The sequence below is a fragment of the Spirosoma flavus genome, assembly GCF_054778555.1.
In genome coordinates, this window is record NZ_BAAGZL010000005.1 from 323,161 (window position 1) to 347,801 (window position 24,641).

General features: G+C 47.2%; 18 protein-coding genes. 11 read left to right on the forward strand and 7 right to left on the reverse strand.

Features of this window, described 5'->3' with window-relative positions:
- The first annotated feature begins 161 nt into the window (after nt 1-161).
- Nucleotides 162-1,187 (forward strand): sensor histidine kinase, encoded by a 1,026-nt coding sequence (locus tag ACYVF1_RS25145; protein ID WP_461084121.1) that lies wholly within the window; start codon nt 162-164, stop codon nt 1,185-1,187.
- 66 nt (nt 1,188-1,253) lie between these two features.
- On the opposite strand, the gene ACYVF1_RS25150 is transcribed toward ACYVF1_RS25145, so the two are convergent.
- From ACYVF1_RS25150 to ACYVF1_RS25160, 3 genes are all read right to left on the reverse strand, one after another.
- Nucleotides 1,254-2,633, reverse strand: coding sequence for an AAA family ATPase (locus tag ACYVF1_RS25150; RefSeq protein WP_461084123.1), 1,380 nt, complete (start codon nt 2,631-2,633; stop codon nt 1,254-1,256).
- Nucleotides 2,634-2,778: 145 nt separating this feature from the next.
- Nucleotides 2,779-3,789: a hypothetical protein gene (locus ACYVF1_RS25155; RefSeq protein ID WP_461084125.1), complete on the reverse strand. Its 1,011-nt coding sequence runs from the start codon at nt 3,787-3,789 to the stop codon at nt 2,779-2,781.
- Complete coding sequence (locus ACYVF1_RS25160) at nt 3,782-3,931, reverse strand: hypothetical protein (RefSeq protein ID WP_461084127.1); 150 nt, start codon at nt 3,929-3,931, stop codon at nt 3,782-3,784. The genes ACYVF1_RS25155 and ACYVF1_RS25160 overlap by 8 nt, the downstream gene beginning before the upstream one ends.
- Nucleotides 3,932-4,307: 376 nt before the next feature.
- On the opposite strand from ACYVF1_RS25160, the gene ACYVF1_RS25165 reads away from it, so the two are divergent.
- A complete protein-coding gene (locus ACYVF1_RS25165) occupies nt 4,308-5,366 on the forward strand; it encodes a spore photoproduct lyase family protein (RefSeq protein WP_461084280.1) in 1,059 nt (352 codons plus the stop codon).
- Between the two features lie 260 nt (nt 5,367-5,626).
- Nucleotides 5,627-6,061 (forward strand): DUF3592 domain-containing protein, encoded by a 435-nt coding sequence (locus ACYVF1_RS25170; RefSeq protein ID WP_461084129.1) that lies wholly within the window; start codon nt 5,627-5,629, stop codon nt 6,059-6,061.
- A 73-nt stretch (nt 6,062-6,134) separates the two neighbouring features.
- Here ACYVF1_RS25170 and ACYVF1_RS25175 read toward each other — a convergent pair whose 3' ends face one another.
- The 3 genes from ACYVF1_RS25175 to ACYVF1_RS25185 all read right to left on the reverse strand — a co-directional run bounded on the left by ACYVF1_RS25175 (nt 6,135) and on the right by ACYVF1_RS25185 (nt 8,689).
- Nucleotides 6,135-7,157: a serine hydrolase domain-containing protein gene (locus ACYVF1_RS25175; protein WP_461084131.1), complete on the reverse strand. Its 1,023-nt coding sequence runs from the start codon at nt 7,155-7,157 to the stop codon at nt 6,135-6,137.
- 73 nt (nt 7,158-7,230) lie between these two features.
- Nucleotides 7,231-7,923: a hypothetical protein gene (locus tag ACYVF1_RS25180; RefSeq protein ID WP_461084132.1), complete on the reverse strand. Its 693-nt coding sequence runs from the start codon at nt 7,921-7,923 to the stop codon at nt 7,231-7,233.
- Nucleotides 7,924-7,939: 16 nt separating this feature from the next.
- Nucleotides 7,940-8,689, reverse strand: a complete 750-nt coding sequence (locus ACYVF1_RS25185) for a phosphatidylinositol-specific phospholipase C/glycerophosphodiester phosphodiesterase family protein (protein WP_461084134.1) — start codon at nt 8,687-8,689, stop codon at nt 7,940-7,942.
- 209 nt (nt 8,690-8,898) lie between these two features.
- Between ACYVF1_RS25185 and fabG the strand changes: the two genes are divergently transcribed.
- The gene (gene fabG / locus ACYVF1_RS25190; protein ID WP_461084136.1) at nt 8,899-9,645 is read left to right on the forward strand and encodes a 3-oxoacyl-[acyl-carrier-protein] reductase; all 747 of its coding nucleotides are present in this window, start codon (nt 8,899-8,901) and stop codon (nt 9,643-9,645) included.
- A 126-nt stretch (nt 9,646-9,771) separates the two neighbouring features.
- Nucleotides 9,772-11,892 (forward strand): VWA domain-containing protein, encoded by a 2,121-nt coding sequence (locus ACYVF1_RS25195; protein ID WP_461084138.1) that lies wholly within the window; start codon nt 9,772-9,774, stop codon nt 11,890-11,892.
- 93 nt (nt 11,893-11,985) lie between these two features.
- Here ACYVF1_RS25195 and ACYVF1_RS25200 read toward each other — a convergent pair whose 3' ends face one another.
- Entirely contained in the window at nt 11,986-14,439 is a 2,454-nt protein-coding gene (locus ACYVF1_RS25200) for a helix-turn-helix domain-containing protein (RefSeq protein WP_461084140.1), read from the reverse strand.
- Nucleotides 14,440-14,659: 220 nt separating this feature from the next.
- On the opposite strand from ACYVF1_RS25200, the gene eat reads away from it, so the two are divergent.
- From eat to ACYVF1_RS25230, 6 genes are all read left to right on the forward strand, one after another.
- Nucleotides 14,660-15,976, forward strand: a complete 1,317-nt coding sequence (gene eat, locus ACYVF1_RS25205) for an ethanolamine permease (RefSeq protein WP_461084142.1) — start codon at nt 14,660-14,662, stop codon at nt 15,974-15,976.
- Between the two features lie 67 nt (nt 15,977-16,043).
- Complete coding sequence (locus ACYVF1_RS25210; RefSeq protein ID WP_461084144.1) at nt 16,044-17,426, forward strand: ethanolamine ammonia-lyase subunit EutB; 1,383 nt, start codon at nt 16,044-16,046, stop codon at nt 17,424-17,426.
- Nucleotides 17,423-18,214 carry an ethanolamine ammonia-lyase subunit EutC gene (eutC, locus tag ACYVF1_RS25215; RefSeq protein WP_461084146.1) on the forward strand — a complete coding sequence of 264 codons (792 nt, stop codon included), beginning with the start codon at nt 17,423-17,425 and terminating at the stop codon, nt 18,212-18,214. The genes ACYVF1_RS25210 and eutC overlap by 4 nt, the downstream gene beginning before the upstream one ends.
- A gap of 118 nt (nt 18,215-18,332) precedes the next feature.
- Nucleotides 18,333-19,361 carry a Smr/MutS family protein gene (locus ACYVF1_RS25220; protein WP_461084148.1) on the forward strand — a complete coding sequence of 343 codons (1,029 nt, stop codon included), beginning with the start codon at nt 18,333-18,335 and terminating at the stop codon, nt 19,359-19,361.
- 175 nt (nt 19,362-19,536) lie between these two features.
- Entirely contained in the window at nt 19,537-20,829 is a 1,293-nt protein-coding gene (locus ACYVF1_RS25225; RefSeq protein WP_461084150.1) for a DUF4403 family protein, read from the forward strand.
- Between the two features lie 612 nt (nt 20,830-21,441).
- Nucleotides 21,442-24,633 (forward strand): SusC/RagA family TonB-linked outer membrane protein, encoded by a 3,192-nt coding sequence (locus tag ACYVF1_RS25230; RefSeq protein WP_461084152.1) that lies wholly within the window; start codon nt 21,442-21,444, stop codon nt 24,631-24,633.
- The last annotated feature ends 8 nt before the right edge of the window (nt 24,634-24,641 follow it).

A 24,641-nucleotide genomic window follows, 5' to 3' on the forward strand; every position in this document is an offset into this window, starting at 1 on the left:
TGTTGATTTATATAAGTATAAGAAAAGCATTGTTTTTATCGAAAACAGTAGCGTTTGAACCATCCCCACATCGCAATATCCTCTATGAGCAAATACGGTTTTCAGGCTGTTTTGGGATATTTTGTAACGCTTACTCAATTTATTCCCGAAGTTAGTCGGCCATGATACGTATCAATGATACCCGCCTGCGCTGGCTCGGACCGATTGGTCTGTTTCTATTCGGGAATATTTTCTTCCGACTTTCCTTTTGGCTTGAAGCCAGCCCTAAAACACTTTTCGATTCTATACTGGTTGGTATGATTGCTGGCTACGGGTTCTGGGAACTGAACCGTTACGTTATTCTGGAGTTACAGGAGCGATTTCCTGGCCTGGAACGTACACAGAAAAGGCTTTGGCAAATGCTCCTGCTCAGTGTAATACTGGTGAATGCTGCCGTTTTTTCTCGCTACGTTTTACACATACTGCTGGGTTCGCGGGATAGGCTCTGGATAGATTCGGTTGATTACGTAACATCGTTGGGAATACAGTTATTTTACTACGCCGTTTATTTCAGCATCTATGAAGGTTGGTACGTCATGCGTCAATGGCGGCAAACGTATCGTGAAAAAGAAGAACTGGCTAAAGCTCACTGGCAAACTCGTTTCGACTCGTTAAAGAGCCAGGTGAACCCCCACTTTCTCTTTAACTCGCTAAACTCCCTATCGGCGCTTATCGATGAAGCGCCGGAGCAGGCTAGTGTATTTGTTGACGAGTTGTCGAATATGTACCGTTATCTGCTACGTTCCAACGACCGGGAATTGATTCAACTCGGAACTGAACTGAAATTCATCGAATCTTACGCGCATTTGCTGCAAACGCGCCATGGGGCTGGTCTTGACGTTCAGATGCACGTAGCGGAAGAATATATGGATTATACCATACCACCGCTGACGCTGCAACTGCTGGTTGAAAATGCAGTAAAACATAACGTGGTTCTGTCGGATCATCCATTGTTGATAGAAATTGCGACAACAAAGGACGGTCACTTACGGGTGCGTAACAACCTGCAACGTAAAAATGGACGGGGTTCCAGCAACGGCATCGGTCTGGCCAACATCGCGGCCAAATATCAGATGCTGGCGCAAACCGACATAGAAATCCGGGACGAAGATGGCCATTTCACGGTGCTGTTACCACTTCTCAATTAGCAGTAAAAAACGAATGCCATTACTGGGAGGAAGTAATGGCATTCGTTTTTCTTGATCCTCGCACGTTTACAAGCCATCAGACAAAAACTTCCGAACGTTCTGGTAAGGACGTAATCCGTTGGTTTTGCCATTAGCTCCATTTGTGGTTGAAGGAGTATTCACTGACCGTGGCTCGTCGGTACGTTTGCGCCCATTAGTTTGTAGATTCCCCATTTCTTTCTGAACCTGCCGTTTTTCATCGTCGCTCATGCCGTTGTGACGTGTTGCTTCACCTTGTCCGTAGCCATCGTTGAAATTGCTGATGCGGCTGTCGGTCTGTGCTAATTTCAGTTCAGCCAATAGATCGCTGATTTCGTTTTGAAGCGCCTGCCGCTGTTCGCGAAGACCGTTCAGCGACGGTAACAAGTCAAGATTGTGCTGCAACACCTCCTGGCGTGACCGTTGTTCAGCCAACTGCGCTTCGAGAGGTTCAATTTCTTTATTGATACGTTTTAACCGACGACGTAGTTTTCCTAACTTAATATCGGCCTGCAACCACCTAAACCAGAAGGCCGAGAGTACCGGCAGCGCAATCCCCAAACAGACAGCACCCGCCAGTGCGAACAAAATACCACTTAACACAAACGACAACAGCGCCCACGGACTATTTACCAGAGCCAGATTCAATTCGCTCGATTCGCTCAATTGTTTCTCAATCTTGTTCATCGTCGACGGGGTAAGTACCTGCGTAGCGGCCGATGGATCGGTGTTGAGCTGAAGTTGCTTTACTGATTTGTTAATGGCAGCTTTTAACTGGTCTGTTCGGTAAGCTTCATACCGGAACCAGCCCAGCACAGCCAGTGTCAGAACCGAGAACACTGCTAGAATTATCTTGAACTTCTCATATTTCGAGCGATTCTGCTCCGGATTTTCCTGATACGGTTTTTCAATCAGTCGGTCGTAGGCAGGTTTCAGCAGAATAGAAACCATTGCCAGACCGAAAGCAAACGCCCAGGCTTCGTTGGTGTTACGTATGTTGAGCGCGTAGGCTACGATTTCGTGCGAAATAATCAAATCGCCTGCCAGAAAGGAAATCCCCGCAACCAGAAACAGCAAACCAGCCAGCAGCGAATAGTCAGGTGCATGTTTAGCCCGACGTTCCTTCAACGCATCGCGTTCAACCTCAACGGCCTGCCGGTCGTCTTCTTTCTGTTTAACCTGTTTCGATAATCGCTCTACCTGAAGAACATGGTTCTGCAAATCAGCAAAAGCGGAGCGGTTATCTTCGGTAGCGTCGGCTAACTGACGGTCGAGATTTGTCAGCTCCGTCCGCTTCTCCTGAATGCGCTCGGTGAGCCAGTCTGTACTAATCTGACTGGAGAGGTATCCTTCGTAAGTTTCCCGATTCACACCTTCCATTCCGCTGTTGTAGCCGTGCTGGAAGTCGGGGCTATTTGTTGGCTCCATAAGTAGGGTTGCATTGTTATGAAGTTATAGGCATAAAAAATTATAGAGTTGTAAAGTTGTAGGATTATAGGGGCGCAGAGTTTTATAACTCTACAACCTTATAATTCTATAACCTTACAACTCTATAACTCTACAGCATACAACTCTATTTAAAAATAGCATCGCGTTGAGACTCCGTGAGTCGTTCACGAAGACTTCGCGCTAGTTCAAACTCGCTTATAAATAGATTAACAAGTCTGTCGCGCTGAGTGTTCAATTGAACCCGTTTCGCTTCGGCCTGATTTTGAAACGTAACAAACGGCCATTTCTGAGTTCGCAGGCTATCTACCTCGCGAACAAGCTGATTTATTTCGGCTTCCAGGCGAGGGAGATCTTCCTGTTTACGAACCATTAGTTGCCGGTTGGCGACTACTATGTTAATGTCGTTCTGTAGGGCGGTCAACGTACTGAGCAGGAGTTTTCCACCGAGCAGAAACAGGAAAAAGACAAACAAAAACAAACCGATGGCCTGTACTGTCGATTTTGTCTCCAGCGATTGCACCAGAATAAAAATCGATGTAGCAAGCGGCAAACTCACTTCCTCTACCAAACGTCTTACGGTCAACCGAGAACCCGTTTCATAGAAGAACGACGTTCGGCCCGCTAGCGTGAACATACCCGCCAGAAATACACCAACCGCCACCCATCGATTGGGAAAAGCAGGGCGTAGCGTTTCGTCGATCAGATAGAACGTACCAACGCACATGATTACCGACAAAAGCAGGCTAGCTGCTGTTCGGATAAGGTTAGTGGATGCGGGATGCGCGTTTCGTAACTCATCTAACTGATTGCGAAGCGTTTCGGTACGTGTTTTCCGCTCGTTTATGAATTGATTTATTTCGCCAATCTGATCGGTGTATTGATTGATAGCTTCCTCCAGAGGAGCCGACTGTTGCCCGAAATAAGCCCGAATTTGAGCAATCTTACCATCGGGGCGGGCGTCTGACAAGCCGAACAGAACACCTTCGTCACGTAGCGATTCTTCATCAGCCAGCCAATCGGGTAAAGGTTCAGATGGTGTCAACGTAATAGGGTGAGCGGTCAGGAACGTAGCAACGGGCTGGTTTGCAGGCGTTACGTTCGCTACAATAGTGCTACGTAGCGTAGGATTAGGCAATGAAAGATTTATCGGCGCAGGCCGTGAAAAAAAAGCTCGAAAGCGTTGGGTTAGCGTCATTATCAGCTCCGGACACTACGTCCGATTGTCGGCACAGGTTGTTAACAGGAAAACGGCTGTAAATACGTAAATAGTGCTTCATTAAAGCAAATACAATGTGATGAAGGGTAACTATTTTTCAATAAATTTTCTGTCAGGAATAATCGGTCACGCTGAGTTGAGGGTGGTAAAAAAGATGAATGAGCCATATGAAAAGACTCTACATTCTGTCGTTTTAAAATAAAAATTATTTAATTAAAAATTTCTATAATTTGCTTATAGTCAGTTGTTTAATCTACTAAATAAGTGCTTGTTTAAGGAGCTATCTACGGTATAAATGTGTTATAAATACGTACAGGTTACGAGTTGTTCGGCTCGGTATCTATCTGTTCTTCAACTACGTTATGACAATTGAATCAATGCCAGTTACAACGGCAAAATCAACGGCTCTCCCTCTTGTAAAATCCCCTCGACTCTGGATGCCCAAGCGGGTTGTTTTTACGGCCGACGCACTTAATGAACCGTTTGGCCAGTCTATTTACGAACGTATATCAGCCCTTGACTTACCCATTGAAATTGCCAAAAATAACCGCATCACTGGTCTGCGTGGGGCCGATGAACGGGAGACGTATCGTCTGGCCAAGAATACGTTAGCAATTGTAAACGCTCCACCGAGTGCCTTCAAACTTCAACCTATTCCTCCCTCCGCCGACTGGCAGATGAATCTGGCTGAAGGGTGTCCGGCGCATTGCCATTATTGCTATTTAGCAGGTAGTTTAGCGGGTCCGCCAGTAGTGCGGGCGTATGCTAATCTGCCCAAAATGCTTGCCCATACGGCCACCTACGAAGGTACTTACCCGCCCAACCGGAGCTGGCAGGGCAACGACGCCAATCGGCCAACTACCTTCGAGGTGAGCTGCTACACCGACGTACTAGGCATCGAACACCTGACGGGTAGCCTGGCGGAGTGCATCCGATATTTTGGAGGGCGAGAAAGGGGACAATTGCGGTTTGTTTCTAAGTATGACCAGGTAGACAATCTGCTCAATCTACCTCATAACGGCCAAACTCGCGCCCGCTTCAGCATCAATGCAGATATGGTTGCCCGTCGTTTGGAGGGCGGCACGGCTTCAGTGGAGGCCCGTTTGCAGTCACTCCGTAAGCTGGCACTTCCGAAAGAATCAGGTGGTGGCGGATACCCCATTGGTGTAGTTATTGCACCGATTATGCCCATTCCTGATTGGCGTGCGCACTACACCGCCTTGCTCGACCGTATCGCCGAGGTCATTGATTTTCCTTGCGACATGAACGTTGAATTCATCAGCCATCGCTTTACGCCCGGTTCTAAGGACGTACTGTTGCAGTGGTATCCGAATACGTCGCTAGAGATGGACGAAGCTACGCGCGCTCAGAAACGTAATAAATTTGGTGGTACCAAGTATGTCTATCGGCCCGAGGAAATGAAAGAAATGAAGGATTTTTTTTATACCGAGTGGCAACGGCGTTTCCCGAATGCGCCAATCTTATATTGGACCTAGTCGAATTACTTTGCATAAAATAAAATGACTGCAAGAACTAGTAGTAACGTACTGACTTGCAGTCATTTTATTCTGTGGGGGGCAACTCAGAATTATATCCTGCAACACATCTATATCTCCACTTAACAGTGATTTAATTGCGAATTGACGTAATAAATCAGCCAGTTATTGGCTCAATCAGGCTCGTTGTTGATTTATACTGGATTTCAGCGCTTTATTAATTGAATATTAGCCCACAATCCTACCGTCACTATCTTTTCATGAAATTCCCTGCTGGCGATTTATTTGTTCTTTTCTTCTTCCTGATCGGGCTTTCGCTGGCTGGCGTCGCCTGGTACATCTACAAGAACCATCAGGATTTAGTAAAAAATGGCATTGCTACAAAAGGCATTGTTATTAGCATGCACCGCCTGAAGCCGCGCGAATACCCCGTGGCGCCGTCGATACGTTACCGCACACAGGACGGAATAGAACGCGTCTTTCACAGTTCAGAGGGCCGGAATCCGCCAACGTATCAGATTGGCGAGGAAGTGACGCTTTATTACAACCCTTCAGACCCCGACGACGTAGTGCTGGAGGGTAACTACCTCCTGGTGTACGTATTTGGAGGAATGGGATTTGTCTTCATGCTCATTTCGGTTTGGGGCGTTGGTAGTTCTATCGCAGGGATCTGGAAATGGATGATCGTAACGTGAACACGTAACGTAACGGTCAAATTGGAGGGTGTTACGTTGTCATTACGTCTTATACCCTATAAAAAGCTTATAACTAAGGTTTATCCAGCATTGCGCTGATGTCGTTTCCAAGATCGTACACGTTGTCGTGTTTCTGATTGGTCTGTAAGATAATCGTTCTTCGTTTGGCAGTATCCACCATCAAAAGTGCCTGATACCGTAGGGCAGCTCCATCGTGAATGTGCGTTAAAACGCGATTATTCTGCATCGTTCCTTTGCCAAGTCCAGCCTGTTTGTCTGTGGCAAAAGGTGTCAGGATAAATTTTGTTGACGCCGGATTGATCAACGCAAAGGCATTGATGCTTTCCGACCATTTGTAAAAATCATCAAGATTGAGACAGACCCAGCCAGATATGGGCGCTTGTAGTTTGTCCTGTTTGAACTCGTTGTTGAACGACTTAGCCATGAGCGAGTCAGCGTCTGTCGGATCAATAATGCCATTTTTAATACCAATCTTTTTCAGCATTTTTTGGTCTACGAAATCTTTGAAACTCAGTCCGCTGACCTTCGCAATCAATTGACGGCGTAAGAACGTATTGTTATTATTGTAAGCATACTGGCTGCCCGGAGCAAAATCTAACTGCTTAAGCGCCATCAGGTCTTTCCAGTTATCGGCATCGCTGCGTACCGTTTGATACTTGATTTCCGGTAACCCGCTGGTGTATTGCATGAGGTTACGAATGCTGATCTGGTTCGACCATTCCGGCAATTCGGGGAAAAACTGAGATAGTTTGTCGTCTAAGGATAGTTTCCCTTGCTCCACCAGCATCATTACTCCCACTGCATCAAACTCTTTTGCGATTGAACCGATGTGAAAACGATAAGATGGTGTTAGAGGAACCTGTTTGCCCGCATCTGCGTAACCAATTGATTTTCGAAGGATTATCTTCCCATTTTCAACGATCAGCACATTTCCGTTAAACGAACCATTTTGGTTAGCGTTTAACAGATAAGTTTCGATTTGTGATTTCCTGGAAACAGCCTGTTGCGCATGGGCGAATAGTGAGAAAAGACTCAGAATAGCGAAGTAGATAGGCGTACTTTTTTTGAAAGACATAACGTGAAGACTGAAGGAAGCTTTGCTCCCGGCAGTAGAAATGTACTGTAAATGAATTAATTCGATACTCGGATCAGCGCAGGAAAATACGTTGTAATGCCCCCCAAAGCCGTTTTTTTAGGTTTTGGTCCGCTTCAATAGTAGGCAGGGAGTCGGCCATCAGAAACGTAATACCTTCGAAACGTACTGGCGAATAACGGTCCATCATAATATCGAGATGAAGTCGTTCGAAAGGTACACCGAACGTAATGAAATGGTTGATGTATTTACCCTGTAGCAATTCGGCAAAATTGACATCCTTCACCCCGTGTAGATTCAACAAATCAACGCCGTCGATATTGAGGTTAACAGCTTTCAGAATTTTTTCCAGAAAGAGCAGGTTACTGGGATCCAGTTCTTCGTCGGCCAGCAGCAGAACTTTATGATTCAGTTGCGGCATTCGGGGCTTGGGTTGAATTGGTGGCAAAATCGAAGGAACAACTGGACGGGGGGGCGGTTCTGGCAACGGTTCTGGTACGTTGGCTGCTATTGATGCTACGGGTTCTGTGACAACTACTACGTTAGAAACCAACGTAACGTGAACAGGTTCTGACGTAACAGGTGCTACGTTACGGGCAATAGCTTCCAGGTCATCTACTAAATCGGAAGGAACGGACGTAATAGATGGTGCTACGTCGACGTCGGTTTCAATCCCCCAGGATTCGTCGGCTATCCGAAAAAGCTGGTCAGGATGATAAAGTGTCTGGTAAAAATTCTTCGCTGACATGAATTCAAATATTACGTTAGCGCATAGTCTGTACGCACTCGGCTACTTTATCCGTATTTATTACGTCGATACCCAATTTTTTAAGTTGTTTCCAGGCATTTGGATTATCGGGAATCGCCCAGAAACGGATTGGTTTTTTGTCGCTATGCGCCCGTTTGATCACACGCTTTAACTTTTCTTTATCAGCTTCGGGAAGCTCTCCTTCGCCATTCCACTGTGAATATAACTTAAAATTGTCGCTAATGAGTGCGACATGTTGAAGGGTTTCTTCATCATAAACTTCGCTTGGCCGTCCATCAAATTGTAATAGCGGGTAATCAAAATAAACCGGAATTTTGGGCCGGTTGCCACTTATAACAACCTGCACCGCTCTTGGATTGGCCGCTCTGTTGAAGGAAGGCAAATTTTCCTGTAACAGCGCAAGGAGTTTCGGCAGCACCTCGGCCGGATTGTCTTTAATGTCGACGACCAGCGAAAACGTATAATCACGTTCCTGACTCGGTCTGTCTTTATACTGCTGAAAGAAGCCCGCAATAGGTTTCAGATAAAGCGAATCGAGCGTAGGGGCGTTGGCTTTGGGCTGCTCGTGCGATACCACCAGCTTACCGTTTCGGAGCCAAACGTCGGCTTCAATATAATCGGCTCGTTGTTCGTAGGCATTTAGTAAAGGCCGCGGTTTTTCGTAGTCGTTATGAGCGTGGATTTTCTGCGCCGATCCGGTTGTCAGAGTGAACCACAGTACGGTAGAGAGTAGGCAGTAACGCATGTCGGTAGGCAACTAATTTTTGACAAAGTAACGTAGCTTATTCACGAAACCAAAACCCGTGTAACACCTTGCCGTTTCCGACCAAAGCACTAATTTTGACCTGCTACGAATGAATAATGTATAATGGATGATGAATAATCGAAACTACCTGACTTTCTAACTCCATTAACTACTCATTATTCATCATCCATTATATATTATTCATTAAAATGAGTTTACTACAGGGAAAAGTTGCTTTGATTACAGGTGCCTCGCGTGGAATTGGTCGGGCTATGGCTCAGAAATTCGCGCAGGAGGGTGCCGCTGTTGCCTTTACCTATCTGTCGAGTGTTGAAAAAGGACAGGCGCTGGAAGAAGAACTTCGGGCATTCGGTGGTCAGGTAAAAGGCTACCGCTCCGATGCATCAGACTTTCAGGCTGCCGAAGAGCTTATTAATCAGGTTATTGCTGATTTTGGAAAACTCGACGTATTGATTAATAACGCAGGTATTACCAAAGATGGTTTACTGATGCGAATGTCGGAAGAACAATGGGACAGCGTTATTACCGTTAATTTAAAGTCAGTTTTCAATCTTACCAAAGCGGCCATCAAACCCATGATGAAAGCGAAGGCCGGGTCAATCATAAACCTGACGTCAGTAGTTGGCATTCGGGGTAACGCCGGGCAAGCCAATTACGCTGCGTCGAAGGCGGGTATTATTGGGTTTACCAAATCGGTGGCACTTGAATTGGGGTCGAGAAATATTCGCTCCAACGCTATTGCGCCGGGATTTATTGAAACGGAAATGACGGGCGAAATCAACGAAAAAGCCCTTGAAGAATGGAAGCAACAGATTCCTATGAAGCGCGGTGGGCAACCCGACGAGGTGGCCGATTGTGCCGTCTTCCTGGCGTCTGATCTGTCGCGCTACATCACCGGTCAGGTGCTGCAAGTGGATGGGGGAATGTTAACTTAATACTAGTCGTTAGGTATCAGTCGTTAGTCAGTAGTAGCGTATCATTGCGGCTGACGACAAATCACTATTGACTGACCGCTCCGGCGGCCCGGCGCAACGGCGGACCGTGACTACTAACGACTTTTCATGAATTTCATCTTTCAGACTTCTCCCTGGTGGATTCTGGTGTGCCTGCTGGTGGGTGCCGCGTATGCATTTGCTATGTATCAACCCTTGCCGCGTCTGGTGGCGGGCGGTTCCACTACCGTGGGCGGGTTCGACAAGCGTACTACGTATGGACTGGCGGCACTACGATTCACTATCGTTAGCTTTCTGTGTTTTTTGCTGCTAAATCCTCTGATTCGCAGCTTGCGCACACTGACCGAAAAGCCGAAAGTAGTGCTGGCCGTCGATAATTCGGAATCGGTTGCCGCTGCCGGTCGACCAGCGCTGAATCAGGCGCTTACAGGTTTGCAAACGCTACGTCAGCAACTGGCCGATAAAGGATTGGACGTATCGGTACGTACGTTTGGCGATACCGTTACCGAAAGCGACCTCACACAGATTCCGTTTACCCAACGTACCACCGATTTGTCGGGCATGTTGTCGAGAATTCGCTCTGATTATGAGGGACGTAATCTGACCGACGTAGTGCTGGTGTCGGATGGGATTTTCAATCAGGGACTCTCGCCGACGTTTGGGCAGTATCCATTTACGGTACAGACCGTGGGCCTGGGCGATACGGTGGCCAAGCGTGACGTGCAACTGCGTGGCGTGATTGCCAACCGAATTGCGTACCTCGGCAACCAGTTCCCAGTACAGGCCGAAATTGTCAGCAGTGGCTTTCAGGGACGTAGCGCGACGGTGGTGCTTCGGCAGGGTGGCCGAGAATTGGGTCGTCAGACGGTCAATTTTACTAAGAACGATACGTTCAATCAGGTAACTTTCAATACGACAGCCACGCAAAAAGGAGTTCAGCACTACGTTGTGGAAGTTCTGGCCCAGCCAGGTGAATTCAGTACTCGAAACAATCGCCAGGATGTTTATCTGGACGTCATTGACGGGAAAGAAAAAGTCCTTTTGCTGGCATTGGCACCACATCCAGACATAAAAGCAATCCGCAGCATTCTGGAGCGAAGTCAAAACTACGAACTAGATATCCGCATTCTGACTGGCACACCTGCCGAGGCTCCTCCGCTGCCCGATAAAGTGTATGATTTACTTATTCTGCACCAGATTCCGGATAATGGGGGAGTTGGTAATCAGTTAGTTCAGAAATATCTCGCCAGAAACACACCCACGCTTTTTATACTGGGTAATCAGTCGGCGGTGGGCCCGTTTAATACGTCGAATTCGGTAGTGCAGATTGCGGCTCAGTCAAATCAGGGGGATAAAGTAACGGGTGTTTTTAACCCGGAATTCAAACAACTGAATCTGGACGCGGCAAAACTCGATATCCTGTCCAAATTGCCGCCCTTACTTGCTCCTTACGGTGAATTCAGGTTGCAGCCGGGCAGTGAAGTAGTACTTTGGCAGCAGGTCGGTAGTGTGCGTACCACCAAGCCACTGCTGGCTTTGAACGTAACAAGCCCCCGTAAAACAGCCGTCTTGGCTGGAGAAGGCCTTTGGAGTTGGCGGCTCGAAGAATTCGCGCTGACAGATAAGCAGGAGGTGGTAGACGAGTTACTTCAGAAAGTGATTCAACTGATTTCAGTGAAAGAAGACCGCCGGAAACTGCGCGTGTATCCGATTCGAAATGAGTTCGTTGCTGGTGAGAAAGTGATTTTCGAAACCGAAATGTACAATGACATTTACGAAGAGGTCTTCGATAAACCTGTTCGACTGGAAATTTCCGATGAAAAAGGTGTAACGCGTTCCTACAATTATACGCCCACATCGGCGAACCGCCGTTTCGAAATCAGCCGCCTACCCGAAGGCGCGTATCGATTCCGCGCGACGGCCAACGTAAACAATCGCTCTGAACAATCGGCGGGACAATTTGTAGTACGTGATCTTCAGCTTGAAGCCATCAATACTACTGCCGATCACGGGATGCTACGTCAATTGGCGCAACAATCGGGCGGGCAGTTTTACACGGTTAACCGTATCGATGAGCTTGTACGTAATCTAGGATCTCGTCCGCACCCGGCCCGTCTGACTAGCACCGAAGAGATGAATGAACTCATAAACTGGCGTTGGCTCTTCTTCCTTGTACTGACGCTGGCGGCCGTTGAATGGGGTTTACGGAAGTTTTATGGAGGGTATTAGTATTAATGAGTTATAAAGTTGTAAGGCTCTAGGGTGTATAGTACAACAGCGCGTCAGCCGACTATACATCCTAGAGCCTTACAACTTTATAACTCATTCACCTTCACCAACCTCCGCCCGAATCGCGCTATTGACAAACCGAATCTCGCTGTACGTAACGCCGTTGCCGATATTCTGAACGAGTTCAGTGAACGTAATAGATGGAGCTGCTTCGAGGTGGGAGCGGATGAGTTGGATACGTTCAGAAGGTAAAACCGCTTCGACTGGCAACTCTCCCTTACCGATGCATTGGGCCAGATGACCTTCGATAGTTGAAACGGCAAAACCGCGCTCTACAGCAATTTCGGTAATGGTTTTTCCTGCCTGAAACAAGGCCAACGTCTGCGTAATAGAAGGGATTTTAGCCTCTTTCGGCTCTTTGACCTTTTTCTCTTTGACTTCTTTTGTGGGTTTTGGGCGTTCGAGAAAGTCTTTAATGACGGCCAATACGTCCAGACCAATCTGTTTCACTTTGGTTTTACCAAAACCTTTGATCGACAAAAGTTCATCGAGAGTGGTAGGTCGAAGTTTAGCCAGTTCGGCGATGGTTTTCTGGGGCAGCACCATATAGCCCGAAGTATCATGCTCGCCCGCCAGATCGTTGCGCCATTTCATCAATGCACCATATAACCCTCCGCGACCAGGGGTGTCAGAGAACGTATTGGACTCTTTCTCCAGTTTTTTACGTTCGGGCTGAAAATCCAGTTCGGCGTGGTTGCGGGCTTTTAAATAAGCCAATGCCTCAAAACCATCCCGACAACTCTCGAACGAGCGAAGTTTTACGAATAATTCTTTTTCCAGTTCATCGAGCACTTCGAGCAGTGATTCGCGTACCTGCTTGTTGTCGGAGTCGGTGGGGCAGCGGTAGAGGAGGGGTAGAAGTTCATCGCCAAGTAAGGCCTGGAAATAAGCAGCCGCCTTGCGAATCCGCTCCTGTAACGTATCGTTTTCTTCGGGTAAGGGCACTTCAGCGAAGTAAACAGGTAGTTGTTCCTGGAATCGATTCGTTACGTTGCGAGCCTTATTCTGCAATAAATCTCTAAACTCGGTTAGAATAGAGACACATTCAGCCTCTAAACTGCCGGAATGCTCATTGACGACCCGGCGACAGCGATACGTTAGTGAAATGGCCCGTTCGAATGAAAATAACTCCTGAAGCAATACTTGCTGGTTGGTACGTCGGGAGTCGCGCAGGTGCTGCTCGGTGGGGGTTTGCTGCTGCACTTCATCGTGAAAATCCTCCAGCGTCTGCTCCGTTTTAATACTGTGCGACGGAATTGGGGAACGTAGCACCAGCCCATCGAGGGTTTTACAACGGCTTAACGCTACGTATACCTGCCCGTGCGCAAAAGCCGCCGACGCATCGATAATGGCTTTTTCGAATGTCAGCCCCTGACTTTTGTGAATTGTAATGGCCCAGGCCAGCTTGAGCGGAAACTGCCGGAACGTACCAATTGCATCCGCTTTGATTTCTTTGGTGGTCGGGTCGATTGTGTACTTCAGGTTTGTCCAATCAACTGGTAATACGTCAATTACATCTTCATCATCGCCACATTTGACGTAGATGATATCATCATCGATGTCGACTATTTGTCCGATTTTACCATTGTAATACCGTTTTTCGCGGGTGATATCATTTTTGATGAACATGACCTGCGCACCGACTTTCAGTTCCAGACTAGCTTCTGTGGGATAGTTGCTGGCCGGAAAATCACCCTCTACTGTCGCATCGAACGTGTATAGCTTGGTTGAAAGATCGTTCAGCTTGTTGCTGTTGATTTGCTGAGCGGTAGTATTGTGCGTTGAAAGGGTAATGTAGCCTTCCTTATCATGGGGCGCAAAATTGGGAATATGGCGCTGGTTGAGGTCGGCTAACTGTTCGCGAGTGACCGTTTTTTCGCGGATGCTGTTGAGCAGACTGATAAACCGTGCATCGGCCTGCCGGTAAATGTGCGTCAACTCGATGGAAATGTAGGGAATTTGACGTAGCGCCTTGCTCCCAAAAAAGTAACCCGTTTCGTAATGCGGTTTCAGTAACGTCCATTCCTCATCGCGAATCACGGGTGGTAATTGCTGCATATCGCCGATGAGCAGCAGTTGCACACCCCCAAAGGGTTGCCCGCTGTTTCGATACCGACGTAGCACTTCGTCAATGCCATCGAGTACGTCAGCCCGAACCATACTGATTTCGTCGATGATCAGTAGGTCAAGCGTGCGCAGAAGCCGGATTTTCTCCTTATTAAACTTACGGCTTTCCCGTAGTGTCGACCCTGGCACCAACGGTCCGAAGGGGAGTTGAAATAAGGAGTGGATGGTGACGCCCCCGGCGTTAATGGCTGCTACGCCCGTAGGGGCTACAACTGCCATTCGTTTGGCGCTTAACTGTTTAACCTGATGCAGAAAAGTAGTTTTGCCTGTACCCGCTTTTCCGGTCAGGAAAATATTCCGGTTGGTGTGCAGTACAAATTGATGAGCAAGTTCAAGTTTTTCGTTGACGGGGGCAATCATGATAGGGTGTACAAAGAATCAAATGTAATCAATTTCGCAGGAATAATTTACAACGCTGACCTCTAATAGAGCGGCTTTACACGGACTGAACTCGTTTTTTTGTCCGATATAATAACGTAACAAATTTCTACTGATTTTACGTCTACAACCAGCCATTTTAACAACGTATTGCTTGTAATTTTGACCAAAACGTACAACCAGTCGATAATTTCCTGATTTCATGGCAGATAACTCTTCCGAACTCAAAAAAGCATTGGGCCCCGTACATCTCTGGGCCATAGGTGTTGGTCTGGTTATTTCCGGTGAGTATTTCGGCTGGAATTATGGCTGGGGAGTGGCGGGAAGTGTTGGACTCCTGCTGGCGGCCTTGCTCATCACGCTGCTTTATATTACGTTCATATTCAGCTTTACTGAACTGACAACGGCCATCCCGAACGCTGGCGGGCCATTTGCGTATGCTTTCCGGGCATTTGGGCCGGTGGGGGCGCTGGTAGCGGGCTACGCTACGTTGATTGAGTTTTTGTTTGCTACGCCCGCCATCGCGCTGGCGTTGGGTAGTTATATTCATTTCTTGTATCCGGCCGTGCCGGTAATTTGGTGTTCGGTGGGGGCTTTTATCGTATTCACCGGCATTAATCTGCTGGGTATCAAGGAAGCGGCCTGGTTTTCGCTGATCATGACAGTTATTGCCATTGGCGAGTTGCTGCTTTTCATTGGTGTGGTTTATCCGCATACCAGCCTCGATACGTTCCTGCATAACCCCATGCCGTTTGGCTGGTCGGGCGTTTTTGCGGCTTTGCCGTTCGCTATTTGGCTGTTCGTTTGTCTCGAAGGCATAGCGATGGTGGCGGAGGAAGTTGAAGACACAAAAAACGCCATCGCTAAGGGCTACATCTCGGCCGTTATTACGTTGGCTTTCCTGGCTATAACCGTGATGATCAGTGTGGGCGGTATTACGTACTGGGAAAACCTTGATCATCTCGATTACCCCATGCCCGAAGCCGTTGCCATTGTGCTGGGTCGGCAAAATCCGCTGACAAAATTTTTCACCAGCGTTGGTCTGTTCGGCCTGATCGCGTCGTTTCATGGTATCATCATTAGTTACTCCCGGCAGATTTTCGCCTTGGCGAGAGAGGGCTATCTTCCGCGTGGGTTGTCAGCGGTCAGTAGCGGGCGGCAAGTACCCCTATGGGCGTTACTGGTCGGTGCGATTTTTGGAATAGGGGCGCTACTAGTACTGGATACCAGTAAATTAGTGATTGTCTCCACTATCGGAGCCGTTGTGGTCTATATTGTCAGTATGCTTTCGTTGTTCCAGCTTCGGAAAAACCATCCTGAACTGCCACGGCCATTTAAAGCACCTTTTTACCCGGTTTTGCCCGCCATTGCCTTGTTACTTGCCATTGTAGCCTTGACCGCAATGCTGTATTTTTATAGCGATCTGAGCCTTTTTTTCTTTGGCGGATTGTTAGGGGTAATGGGCGTGTTTCTGGGGGCTAAGTGGTACAGGAAGAGATTTATGAAGTATGGGGTATGAAGTATTTATCAATTTCTGTGAGTAGTCTATCATGTATCCTACTTCCTGCCTCATACATATAAAAATTATGGCCTATTCGTGTACAGTTGGTGGTTTTACGTATCGTTTTGGTGACCTTAAGCAGTTGCTGGCCAAGGCAAGTCCGCTACGTTCGGGCGATACGTTGGCGGGAATTACGGCGCATTGTTACGAAGAACGGGTGGCTGCCCAGATGGCTCTCGCCGACGTACCGCTGACTACGTTCCTGAACGAAACCGTCATTCCGTACGAAACCGACGAAGTGACCCGGCTGATTATTGATACACACAACGTAACAGCCTTTTCGCCAATCAACTCATTTACAGTGGGTGAACTCCGCGACTGGCTACTGAGCGACGATGCTACGTCCGCACGACTGCAGCAACTTTCGCCCGGACTTACGCCCGAAATGGTGGCGGCTGTTTCGAAATTGATGCGGAATCAGGATTTGATTCAGGTTGCGAAAAAGTGCGAAGTAGTGACCCGATTTCGAAATACTCAGGGGTTGCGGGGACATCTGTCGGTACGTCTCCAGCCCAACCATCCCACCGACGACGCCAAAGGCATTGCGGCCAGCGTTATCGACGGGCTTTTGTACGGCGGTGGCGATGCTATGATCGGTATTAACCCCGCTATGGATAGCCCGGCTGCTACGTCGCGATTGCTTTTAATGCTCGATGAGTTGCGCGAACGATTTGCCATTCCTACGCAAAGTTGCGTGCTGAGTCATATTACCACTACGTTGCAACTGATGGAACGGCAAATGCCGGTCGACCTTGTGTTTCAGTCAATTGCAGGGACTGAGAAAGCCAATGCCAGTTTTGGAATCAACTGTTCACTATTGCAGGAAGCATACGAGGCCGGACTTTCGCTAAAACGGGGTACGCTCGGTCAGAATCTGATGTATTTTGAAACGGGGCAGGGGAGTGCCTTATCCGCTAACGCGCACCACGGCGTCGACCAGCAGACCTGTGAAGTTCGGGCCTATGCCGTTGCCCGTCAGTATAACCCGTTTTTGGTGAACTCGGTCGTTGGGTTTATTGGACCAGAGTACCTGTTCGATGGCAAACAAATCATTCGGGCTGGACTGGAAGACCATTTCTGCGGAAAATTGATGGGTTTGCCGATGGGCATGGATATCTGTTATACCAACCACGCACAGGCCGATCAGGATGACATGGATACCTTGCTAACACTGTTAGGTGTGGCAGGAGTCAACTTCATTATGGGAGTTCCGGGTGCCGATGATATCATGCTTAACTACCAGTCGACCTCGTTTCACGATGCGCTATATCTGCGAAGAACGCTCGGACTGCGGCCTGCTCCTGAATTTGAAGAATGGCTTTTACGCCAACGTATTATCGACAATCAGGGCAACCGGTTGTCTGACGGAGTACCCCAAAAATTGTACGCAGCCTTGCTCCCGGCATGAACGAGCCTCAAAAATCAGGCATAGAGCCCGACGAATGGGCGTCGCTTCGAGCGTATACGAAAGCACGAATCGCTTTGGGAAAAACCGGTGTATCGATTCCACTTCGGGAATCCCTGCAATTTAAACTGGCCCATGCTCACGCCAAAGATGCTGTTTATTCGCAACTGCAAGTTGATGATTTACAGGTCGAGCTAGCGCCAACCGGTTTGCCGATATATGTAATTCATAGCCAGGCTACTACAAGGGATATTTATTTGCAACGCCCAGACCTTGGCAGACGTTTGAACGATACGTCTATCGAGTTGCTTCAACACGTACAAAGTCCACCTGCTGATATATGCATCATTATAGCCGATGGCCTATCAGCAACCGCTGTTATGCGCCATGCCGGTAACGTAGTACGTTATATAATTGAAAAAGTGCGACAGACAGGCTACTCCCTCGCTCCAATCCTACTGGTCGAACAGGGGCGGGTGGCCATTACGGACTCCATTGGTGATTTGCTACGTCCTAAACTGGCAGTGATGCTCATTGGTGAGCGTCCAGGGCTTAGTTCGTTCGATAGTTTGGGAGCTTACCTCACTTTTGACCCAAAATCAGGACTTACCGACGAGCGCCGAAACTGCGTATCGAATATCCGGGAAGAAGGTCTCAAACCAAAAGAGGCTGCCGACAAAATTATGCACCTGATACATTCCGCTTTCCGATTACAAATAACAGGGATTGCACTTAAAGAAGACGATGGATTGGATGGAGCCGATACGTATCGCGGGATTGAAAACTGCTAACGTAGCAAATCTATTGAACGTAACGGAACACAATCTCCAAAACGATACGTTATAAATTCGAGTTTATTCCTGACAGACTCCGGCTTTCAGGGCAAATGATTGACGACTGATTTTTACTATGAATATAGGCGATAAAGTCCGGCTGCTCCGGGCAAAAGAGCAGGGCGTTGTGTCACGGTTTTTACCGAATGGCATGATTGAAATTGAGATTGAAGACGGCTTTCGGGTACCGGTAATGCGGTCTGAACTGGTGCCGGTATCACCACTTGAAGCTGAGCGGCTGCTGAAAAATAATCCCTTTGCCGCTCAGAAAACGGTTGCTCCTACGGCTTCAGCTATTTTGGCGAATCAGGGTATTTATCTGGCATTCGTGGCTGTCAATGATCGTGAGTATACCCTGCATCTTATCAATAATACCGATTGGGAATTCCCCTACGTAGTGGGTGAGGAATCGGCTGCCCCGGGGGGCGGAACACAGTTTAGGGGGCTTCAAAGTGGCGTACTGAAAGCTAAATCGCAGCAGAAGTTTAACGATCACTACGTTCATGCATCCTTCGAAAGCTGGCCGACATTTGTAGTGCAGGGGTTGTGGTTTCGGGCTGGCAAATCGTCGTTACGTCAACCGCTCGTAAAACGGTTCAAAGCGCGCGCTACTACATTCTTCAAAAACAAAACAACTGTTCCGGTTCTTAATCAGCCAGGTTTTCTGACGCAGCTGGATGCTGAAAGTTCTGAATCGGATGCTACGTTGCCGAACAGCAACCGGCCTGTTGCGCCGAAACCTGTTACGTTACGTCCTGACGAGTTGAAAGCTGAAATGCTACGTCCCAAATCAGATCAGGAGCCGGTTTCTGTGGATCGCCCGAGTGCGGTAGTCGATTTACACGTAGAAGCGCTGTTGCCGAACGGAGCGGGCAATCGTACATCAGCGGATTTGCTGAAACTGCAACTTACTACGTTCGAACGGGCCCTTGAAAACGCTATTGCCAGTGGCATGAGCGATATTACATTCATTCACGGCGTTGGTAGCGGTGCTCTTCGGACGGAATTGCACAAGCGATTAGGTCAACATCCAAACGTTAAATTTTTTGAAGACGCCCAGAAACAGAAGTTTGGCTATGGGGCCACTAAGGTTACAATTCGGTAAGGGGTATATCGCAGAGAAACTCAGAAAAAAACAGAGTTTTACCACGTTTCCCCGGGCAACTCCATTTTTACTATGTGTGGCTCTGTGTTCCAATTTTTTTCTCTTAAGTTGCGATCATTTAACCGGCACCCGCTTAACCACGAAAGCGCCGAAAGAGTCCTACAAAACTACCGAAATGGAAGTTCGCAACGAACGCTTTTTGTCAACGGTTCACGTGCCGGTATCCATCGCGCTGAACGACATCGAACGTCAAATCAATGCGCAGGTTAATGGCCTGATTTACGAGGATAACAGCCTGGAAGACAACCATAATGATAAATTCATGGTGAAAGTCTGGAAGCGAGGCACCATTCTTCTGAGCGCGCAGGATAGCTTGTTTCACTTCGTCGTTCCGCTGAAAATCTGGGCTAAAGCAGGTGTTTCGGTGCTGGGTTTTACGCAGTATAAGGAAACTGAGTTCGAGATTGATTTACGCTTTAAAACTAAATTCGATCTGGACCCCGATTGGTCGGTGCATACACAGACGCAGGGGGATGGCTACGGCTGGGTGCGGAAACCCACAGTGAACATCATTGGCATGAACGTACCAGTCACAAGCCTGGTATCGCGCGCGATTGACAACAATTTGGGGACGATCACGAAGGCGCTCGATACGCAGATTCGCCGGAATGTTGACCTGAAAACTCCTGTTCTGAAAGCCTGGAATACATTGCGCGAACCTTATTTAATTTCTGAAAAATACCGAACGTATTTACAGATTGTGCCCAAACGGGTGCTCATCACGCCATTACGTTTTGAGGGTCGTGTGATACGTTCAACCATTGGAATTGAAGGGTATACGCTGACAACCACCGGTGCCAAGCCCGAGGTGAAGCCGGCGGTTTCGTTGCCTGATTTAACGGTTGTCTCAACAGTTCGGGATGATTTTCAGATTGGCCTGTTGAGCGAAGCTACCTATCCGGAAGTTGCCAAAATTGCCGCCGAAGAGTTCGTTGGAAAATCGTTTTCGTTTGCTGATAACCGTTACCAGATCACCATCACAAGTATGGATATGTACGGCCAAAATGAAAATCTGATTGTTAAAGCTGGTCTGAAAGGAACACTTAACGGCGATATTTATCTACGCGGTCGTCCGTATTACGATGCTCATAACCAAACCATTTCGTTGAAAGACCTGGAATATGATCTGGACACACGGAACGTACTGGCTCAATCAGCGAACTGGCTGCTGAAAGGTACGTTTTCCCGAACGCTGGAAAAACAACTAACCATTCCGGTAGGCTCGCAGATTGCTGAGATGCAGAAACTGCTCCAGCAGCAACTTAAAAACAATCAGTTAGCAAAGGGAGTGGTCATCAATGGGAAAATAGACGAAATAAAACCAGATCAGGTTTACCTGACGCCGACTGCCATGCTGGCCGTCGTAAATGCTCGCGGACGTATTGACGTGAAGGTTGAAGGTTTATAGTTATCACTTACAGTTGAACGTAAAAGCTTGAGCGCTGCTGGAAACCTGATTTCAGCAGCGCTCAAGCTTTTATTCGTATAATCTATTCTAGATTTATTATTTTCTGTTTTACAGCATATAACTATAGACGTAAACAAAATACATAGTAGATTATAATGATAAATATAAAAATGAGAAATAAGATACATGTATATTGTTTGGTTTAGAATAATATATATCTGTAAATGGGAAAAATTTAATTTATTCTTTGGTTCAGCTAATTATATATTAAATTTTTGAGTATAAATACTTAAAAAATCCTCCAAAATCTTTCCATTCAATATTTCTGAAAATAGAACTTTATTAATATTGATAGATTTGTTGAATTATAAATATTAATTAAAAAATATAATAATATTGCCTTATTACTGCTATAAAATTTTCCTAGAAACCTTATAGATAGTTATAATTGACTATGAAAAACAAAAATATTAAAATTATATTTTTTGCCTATAAGTCTTGTACAATACTAATTATAATATAATTTTTTTAATAATTTGCTTTGATCTGCATTTTGCCAAATTTACTTTTGCCAAAACACTTCTTTCTTAACTTAATTAATCTAAAATACCTATGAGGCAAAAGTTACTATTGAGCTTTCTACTGGTTTGCTCAATCTGCTCCTTTGGTTTGGCACAGGAGCGAAAAATTTCAGGTAAGGTCACCCTTGCTGATGATGGCAGTTCGCTGCCGGGCGTGTCAGTTGTATTAAAAGGTACTACGGTGGGGTCGGTAACGGATAGCGACGGAAATTATTCGCTGTCAGTTCCGGGTAAAGGCACGTTGATTTATTCCTTCATCGGGATGGAAACGAAAGAGGTTGAATTAGGGGCGAGTACAACCGTAAACGTTATACTGAAATCCGATATCAAACAACTTTCGGAAATCGTCGTGACTGGGGTAGGGGTGGCAACCGACAAACGAAAGCTGGGTATTTCAGTTGATGCCGTTTCGTCGAAAGAATTACCGCAAACGCCTTCTGCCTCTGTCGATCAGGCGCTTATCGGTAAAATTCCAGGCGCGCAAATCACCAGCCGAAGCGGAACACCGGGTGCCGATGTGAACATTCTGCTACGTGGTATCAACACGATTAACCGGAGTACCACGCCCATGATCCTGCTCGACGGGATACAAATGGGTGCTACAAGCCTGCAAACCATTGATCTGAATTCTATCGAACGCGTCGAAGTTGTTCAGGGGGCAGCCGCTGCTACGATTTATGGTGCTCAGGGGGCCAACGGCGTTATTCAGCTTTTCACCAAAAAAGGTAAAAACGGTCAATTGAGCATCGACATTTCGTCCAGCATTGCGCAGAATACGTATTTGAATAATGGTGGAGTCAGCAAGGCGATGTATCACGCGTTTGCTACGGATGCCAGCAATAACATCATTGGCTCATCGGGCAAACCCATTACGTATGATGCAACCAATGGTATTTATACGGAAAACGTTCAGTACAATTCGACCGATCCAACGGCTACCAATAGCAAACCGTATAATGCAAACCTGCAATACCACGACCACTTCGCTTATTTCTTCAAACCAGCCAATACGTTTAATAACAGTATTGCCATTTCGGGCGGAAGTCAGAAAGCGGATTTTGGTATTTCGGTATCGAACAGCCATCAGGAAAGTAACATTCTCAACAACGGGTATCTGGATCGGAGCAACCTGTCGGCAAACATCGGTATGCAATTGGCAAAAGGACTTACGCTACGTTCAATCACGCAGTTAGCCTATACCAAAAATACGCTGAAATCTGTAGACCGGACGATTCTGTACAACATGCTGAATGCGTATCCGTTAGCCGATTTCTCGTTGACGACTACTGACGGTTCCATTCCGCTGAATATGAACCAGACAATCGGTATCAACGCGTCGAACACTACGTATCGGCAGGCTTATACGCGGAACAACGACAATAAAGTTGACATTATTCAGAACCTGAACCTGAACTATAAGTTTCCGAAGTTCGTCGAATTGGACGCGAAATATGGTCTGAACTACCAGTTTCAGAACCGGGATCTGGAATTCTTTAACCAGTCGAACAATGCCAATATCAAGTATTGGCTGACGCAGGGTTCAACAAACTATATATCGAACTACAACACCAATGCGAACGGTGATCTGACAAAGTACCTGAATACGAAACTGTTCCAGAATTTTCTGGCCACGGCAACGGCAGTTTTTGATTTTAAGCAGGATTTTGCCTCAAACCTTCCAATCAAGGCAGTTACGCAGGTTGGCTTTGATTATCGGAACAGTAGAAACACTGAATACACCAACGTAGCACTTGGTTTGCCAGCCGCTTTCTCGCCTTACAATTCAACGAACGCATCGTCGTGGCGGGTCTATCGCGATTACGCTGAACCATTCATTACGTACGGATATCTGGTAAACCAACGGCTTGAGTATGGGGAATGGCTGGGAATATCTGGCGGTTTCCGTAGTGATTATTCGTCGGCATTTGGACAGGGATCTAAGCCCTTTACGTTCCCACGCGGAGACGCTTATGTACGTCTGTCGTCGCTCGGTTTCTGGCAGAACAGTACGGTTAACGGGTTCCTGCCTGAGCTGAAATTACGGGCTGCCTATGGTCAGGCCGGTATTCAGCCACAACCCTTTGACCGCTACGTAACGATCACGCCAACAACCGTTGGTACGACTACAGCTTTCTACTACGCTAACCAGCAAAGCAACCCGGCGCTGGGTGTAGAGGTATCGGAAGAACTGGAGATAGGTACCGACATGGTATTCAGCCTGCTAAAAGGATCAAGTTGGTTGAACGCTGTTGCCCTATCTGCTACGTACTGGGACCGGAAAACGAAAGATGCCATTTACCAGGTCGACGTAGCACCATCGGTCGGCTTAGGCAAACTGACGGACAACGCCTTTACGCTGGGGTCCAACGGCATACAGATGTCGTTGAATTCGACGGTGTATAGCGGTTCAAATTTTAAGTGGAATACGACGGTCAATTTCGGGAAGCAATCGTCTAAAATCATATCCGTGCGGGGCGATGCGCCGATTGTCGTTACGTCGAATGCCGGTAGCACCAACTACGTACTGAAAGCTGGTGAGAAAATCGGGCAGCTTTATGGTTACAAAACCATTCATGCGGTCGATGCGAAAGATGCGAACGGTAACCCCTTTATTGCGCAGGCTGATCAGGAGTTATACACGGTTGCCAGCAATGGATACGTAGTAAACAAAGCCACCAAACAGCCCTATTTCACAGCGGATAAGTTCAGCTTCGGCGATCCGAACCCGAAATTCAACATGTCGTTCATCAACGACTTTAGCTACAAGAACTTCCTGACGTTCAACGTTCAACTCGACTGGGTAAATGGTAACCACCTCTACAATCAGACAAAAGAGTGGATGTATCGGGACGGTATTCATAGCGATTACGCCAATCCATTCACGATTGACGGACAAACGGGTGCCTGGACGGCTTTCTACCGGGGTGTTTACGCGCAACGTACGGCCAATGGTACAAAAGATTATTTCTACGAAGATGCTTCCTTCCTGCGCCTACGTAACATCTCAGTTGGCCTTGATTTCGGACGTATGTTCAAAATTCCGGGTGTGAAACGGCTTCAGCTTGTTTTGTCGGGACGTAACATCTGGACACTGACTAAATACACGGGCTTCGATCCAGAAATCAGCTCAGGTACAGCTAACTCGGCCTGGGACCGCGGCACTGACCACAGCACGATGCCGAATTTCAAATCGTATCAGGCTGCTTTAAACATTGGGTTTTAACCGTACTT

What these genes read in the sequence shown, in the direction of transcription:
- ACYVF1_RS25200 (WP_461084140.1), bottom strand. Translation starts at nt 14,439, where the DNA reads ATGATTGCCCCCGTCAACGAAAAACTTGAACTTGCTCATCAATTTGTA.
- ACYVF1_RS25165 (WP_461084280.1), top strand. Translation starts at nt 4,308, where the DNA reads ATGCCCAAGCGGGTTGTTTTTACGGCCGACGCACTTAATGAACCGTTT.
- ACYVF1_RS25175 (WP_461084131.1), bottom strand. Translation starts at nt 7,157, where the DNA reads ATGTCTTTCAAAAAAAGTACGCCTATCTACTTCGCTATTCTGAGTCTT.
- ACYVF1_RS25220 (WP_461084148.1), top strand. Translation starts at nt 18,333, where the DNA reads ATGAATATAGGCGATAAAGTCCGGCTGCTCCGGGCAAAAGAGCAGGGC.
- ACYVF1_RS25180 (WP_461084132.1), bottom strand. Translation starts at nt 7,923, where the DNA reads ATGTCAGCGAAGAATTTTTACCAGACACTTTATCATCCTGACCAGCTT.
- ACYVF1_RS25185 (WP_461084134.1), bottom strand. Translation starts at nt 8,689, where the DNA reads ATGCGTTACTGCCTACTCTCTACCGTACTGTGGTTCACTCTGACAACC.
- fabG (WP_461084136.1), top strand. Translation starts at nt 8,899, where the DNA reads ATGAGTTTACTACAGGGAAAAGTTGCTTTGATTACAGGTGCCTCGCGT.
- ACYVF1_RS25145 (WP_461084121.1), top strand. Translation starts at nt 162, where the DNA reads ATGATACGTATCAATGATACCCGCCTGCGCTGGCTCGGACCGATTGGT.
- ACYVF1_RS25210 (WP_461084144.1), top strand. Translation starts at nt 16,044, where the DNA reads ATGGCCTATTCGTGTACAGTTGGTGGTTTTACGTATCGTTTTGGTGAC.
- ACYVF1_RS25230 (WP_461084152.1), top strand. Translation starts at nt 21,442, where the DNA reads ATGAGGCAAAAGTTACTATTGAGCTTTCTACTGGTTTGCTCAATCTGC.
- ACYVF1_RS25150 (WP_461084123.1), bottom strand. Translation starts at nt 2,633, where the DNA reads ATGGAGCCAACAAATAGCCCCGACTTCCAGCACGGCTACAACAGCGGA.
- eutC (WP_461084146.1), top strand. Translation starts at nt 17,423, where the DNA reads ATGAACGAGCCTCAAAAATCAGGCATAGAGCCCGACGAATGGGCGTCG.
- ACYVF1_RS25225 (WP_461084150.1), top strand. Translation starts at nt 19,537, where the DNA reads ATGGAAGTTCGCAACGAACGCTTTTTGTCAACGGTTCACGTGCCGGTA.
- ACYVF1_RS25195 (WP_461084138.1), top strand. Translation starts at nt 9,772, where the DNA reads ATGAATTTCATCTTTCAGACTTCTCCCTGGTGGATTCTGGTGTGCCTG.
- eat (WP_461084142.1), top strand. Translation starts at nt 14,660, where the DNA reads ATGGCAGATAACTCTTCCGAACTCAAAAAAGCATTGGGCCCCGTACAT.
- ACYVF1_RS25160 (WP_461084127.1), bottom strand. Translation starts at nt 3,931, where the DNA reads ATGAAGCACTATTTACGTATTTACAGCCGTTTTCCTGTTAACAACCTG.
- ACYVF1_RS25170 (WP_461084129.1), top strand. Translation starts at nt 5,627, where the DNA reads ATGAAATTCCCTGCTGGCGATTTATTTGTTCTTTTCTTCTTCCTGATC.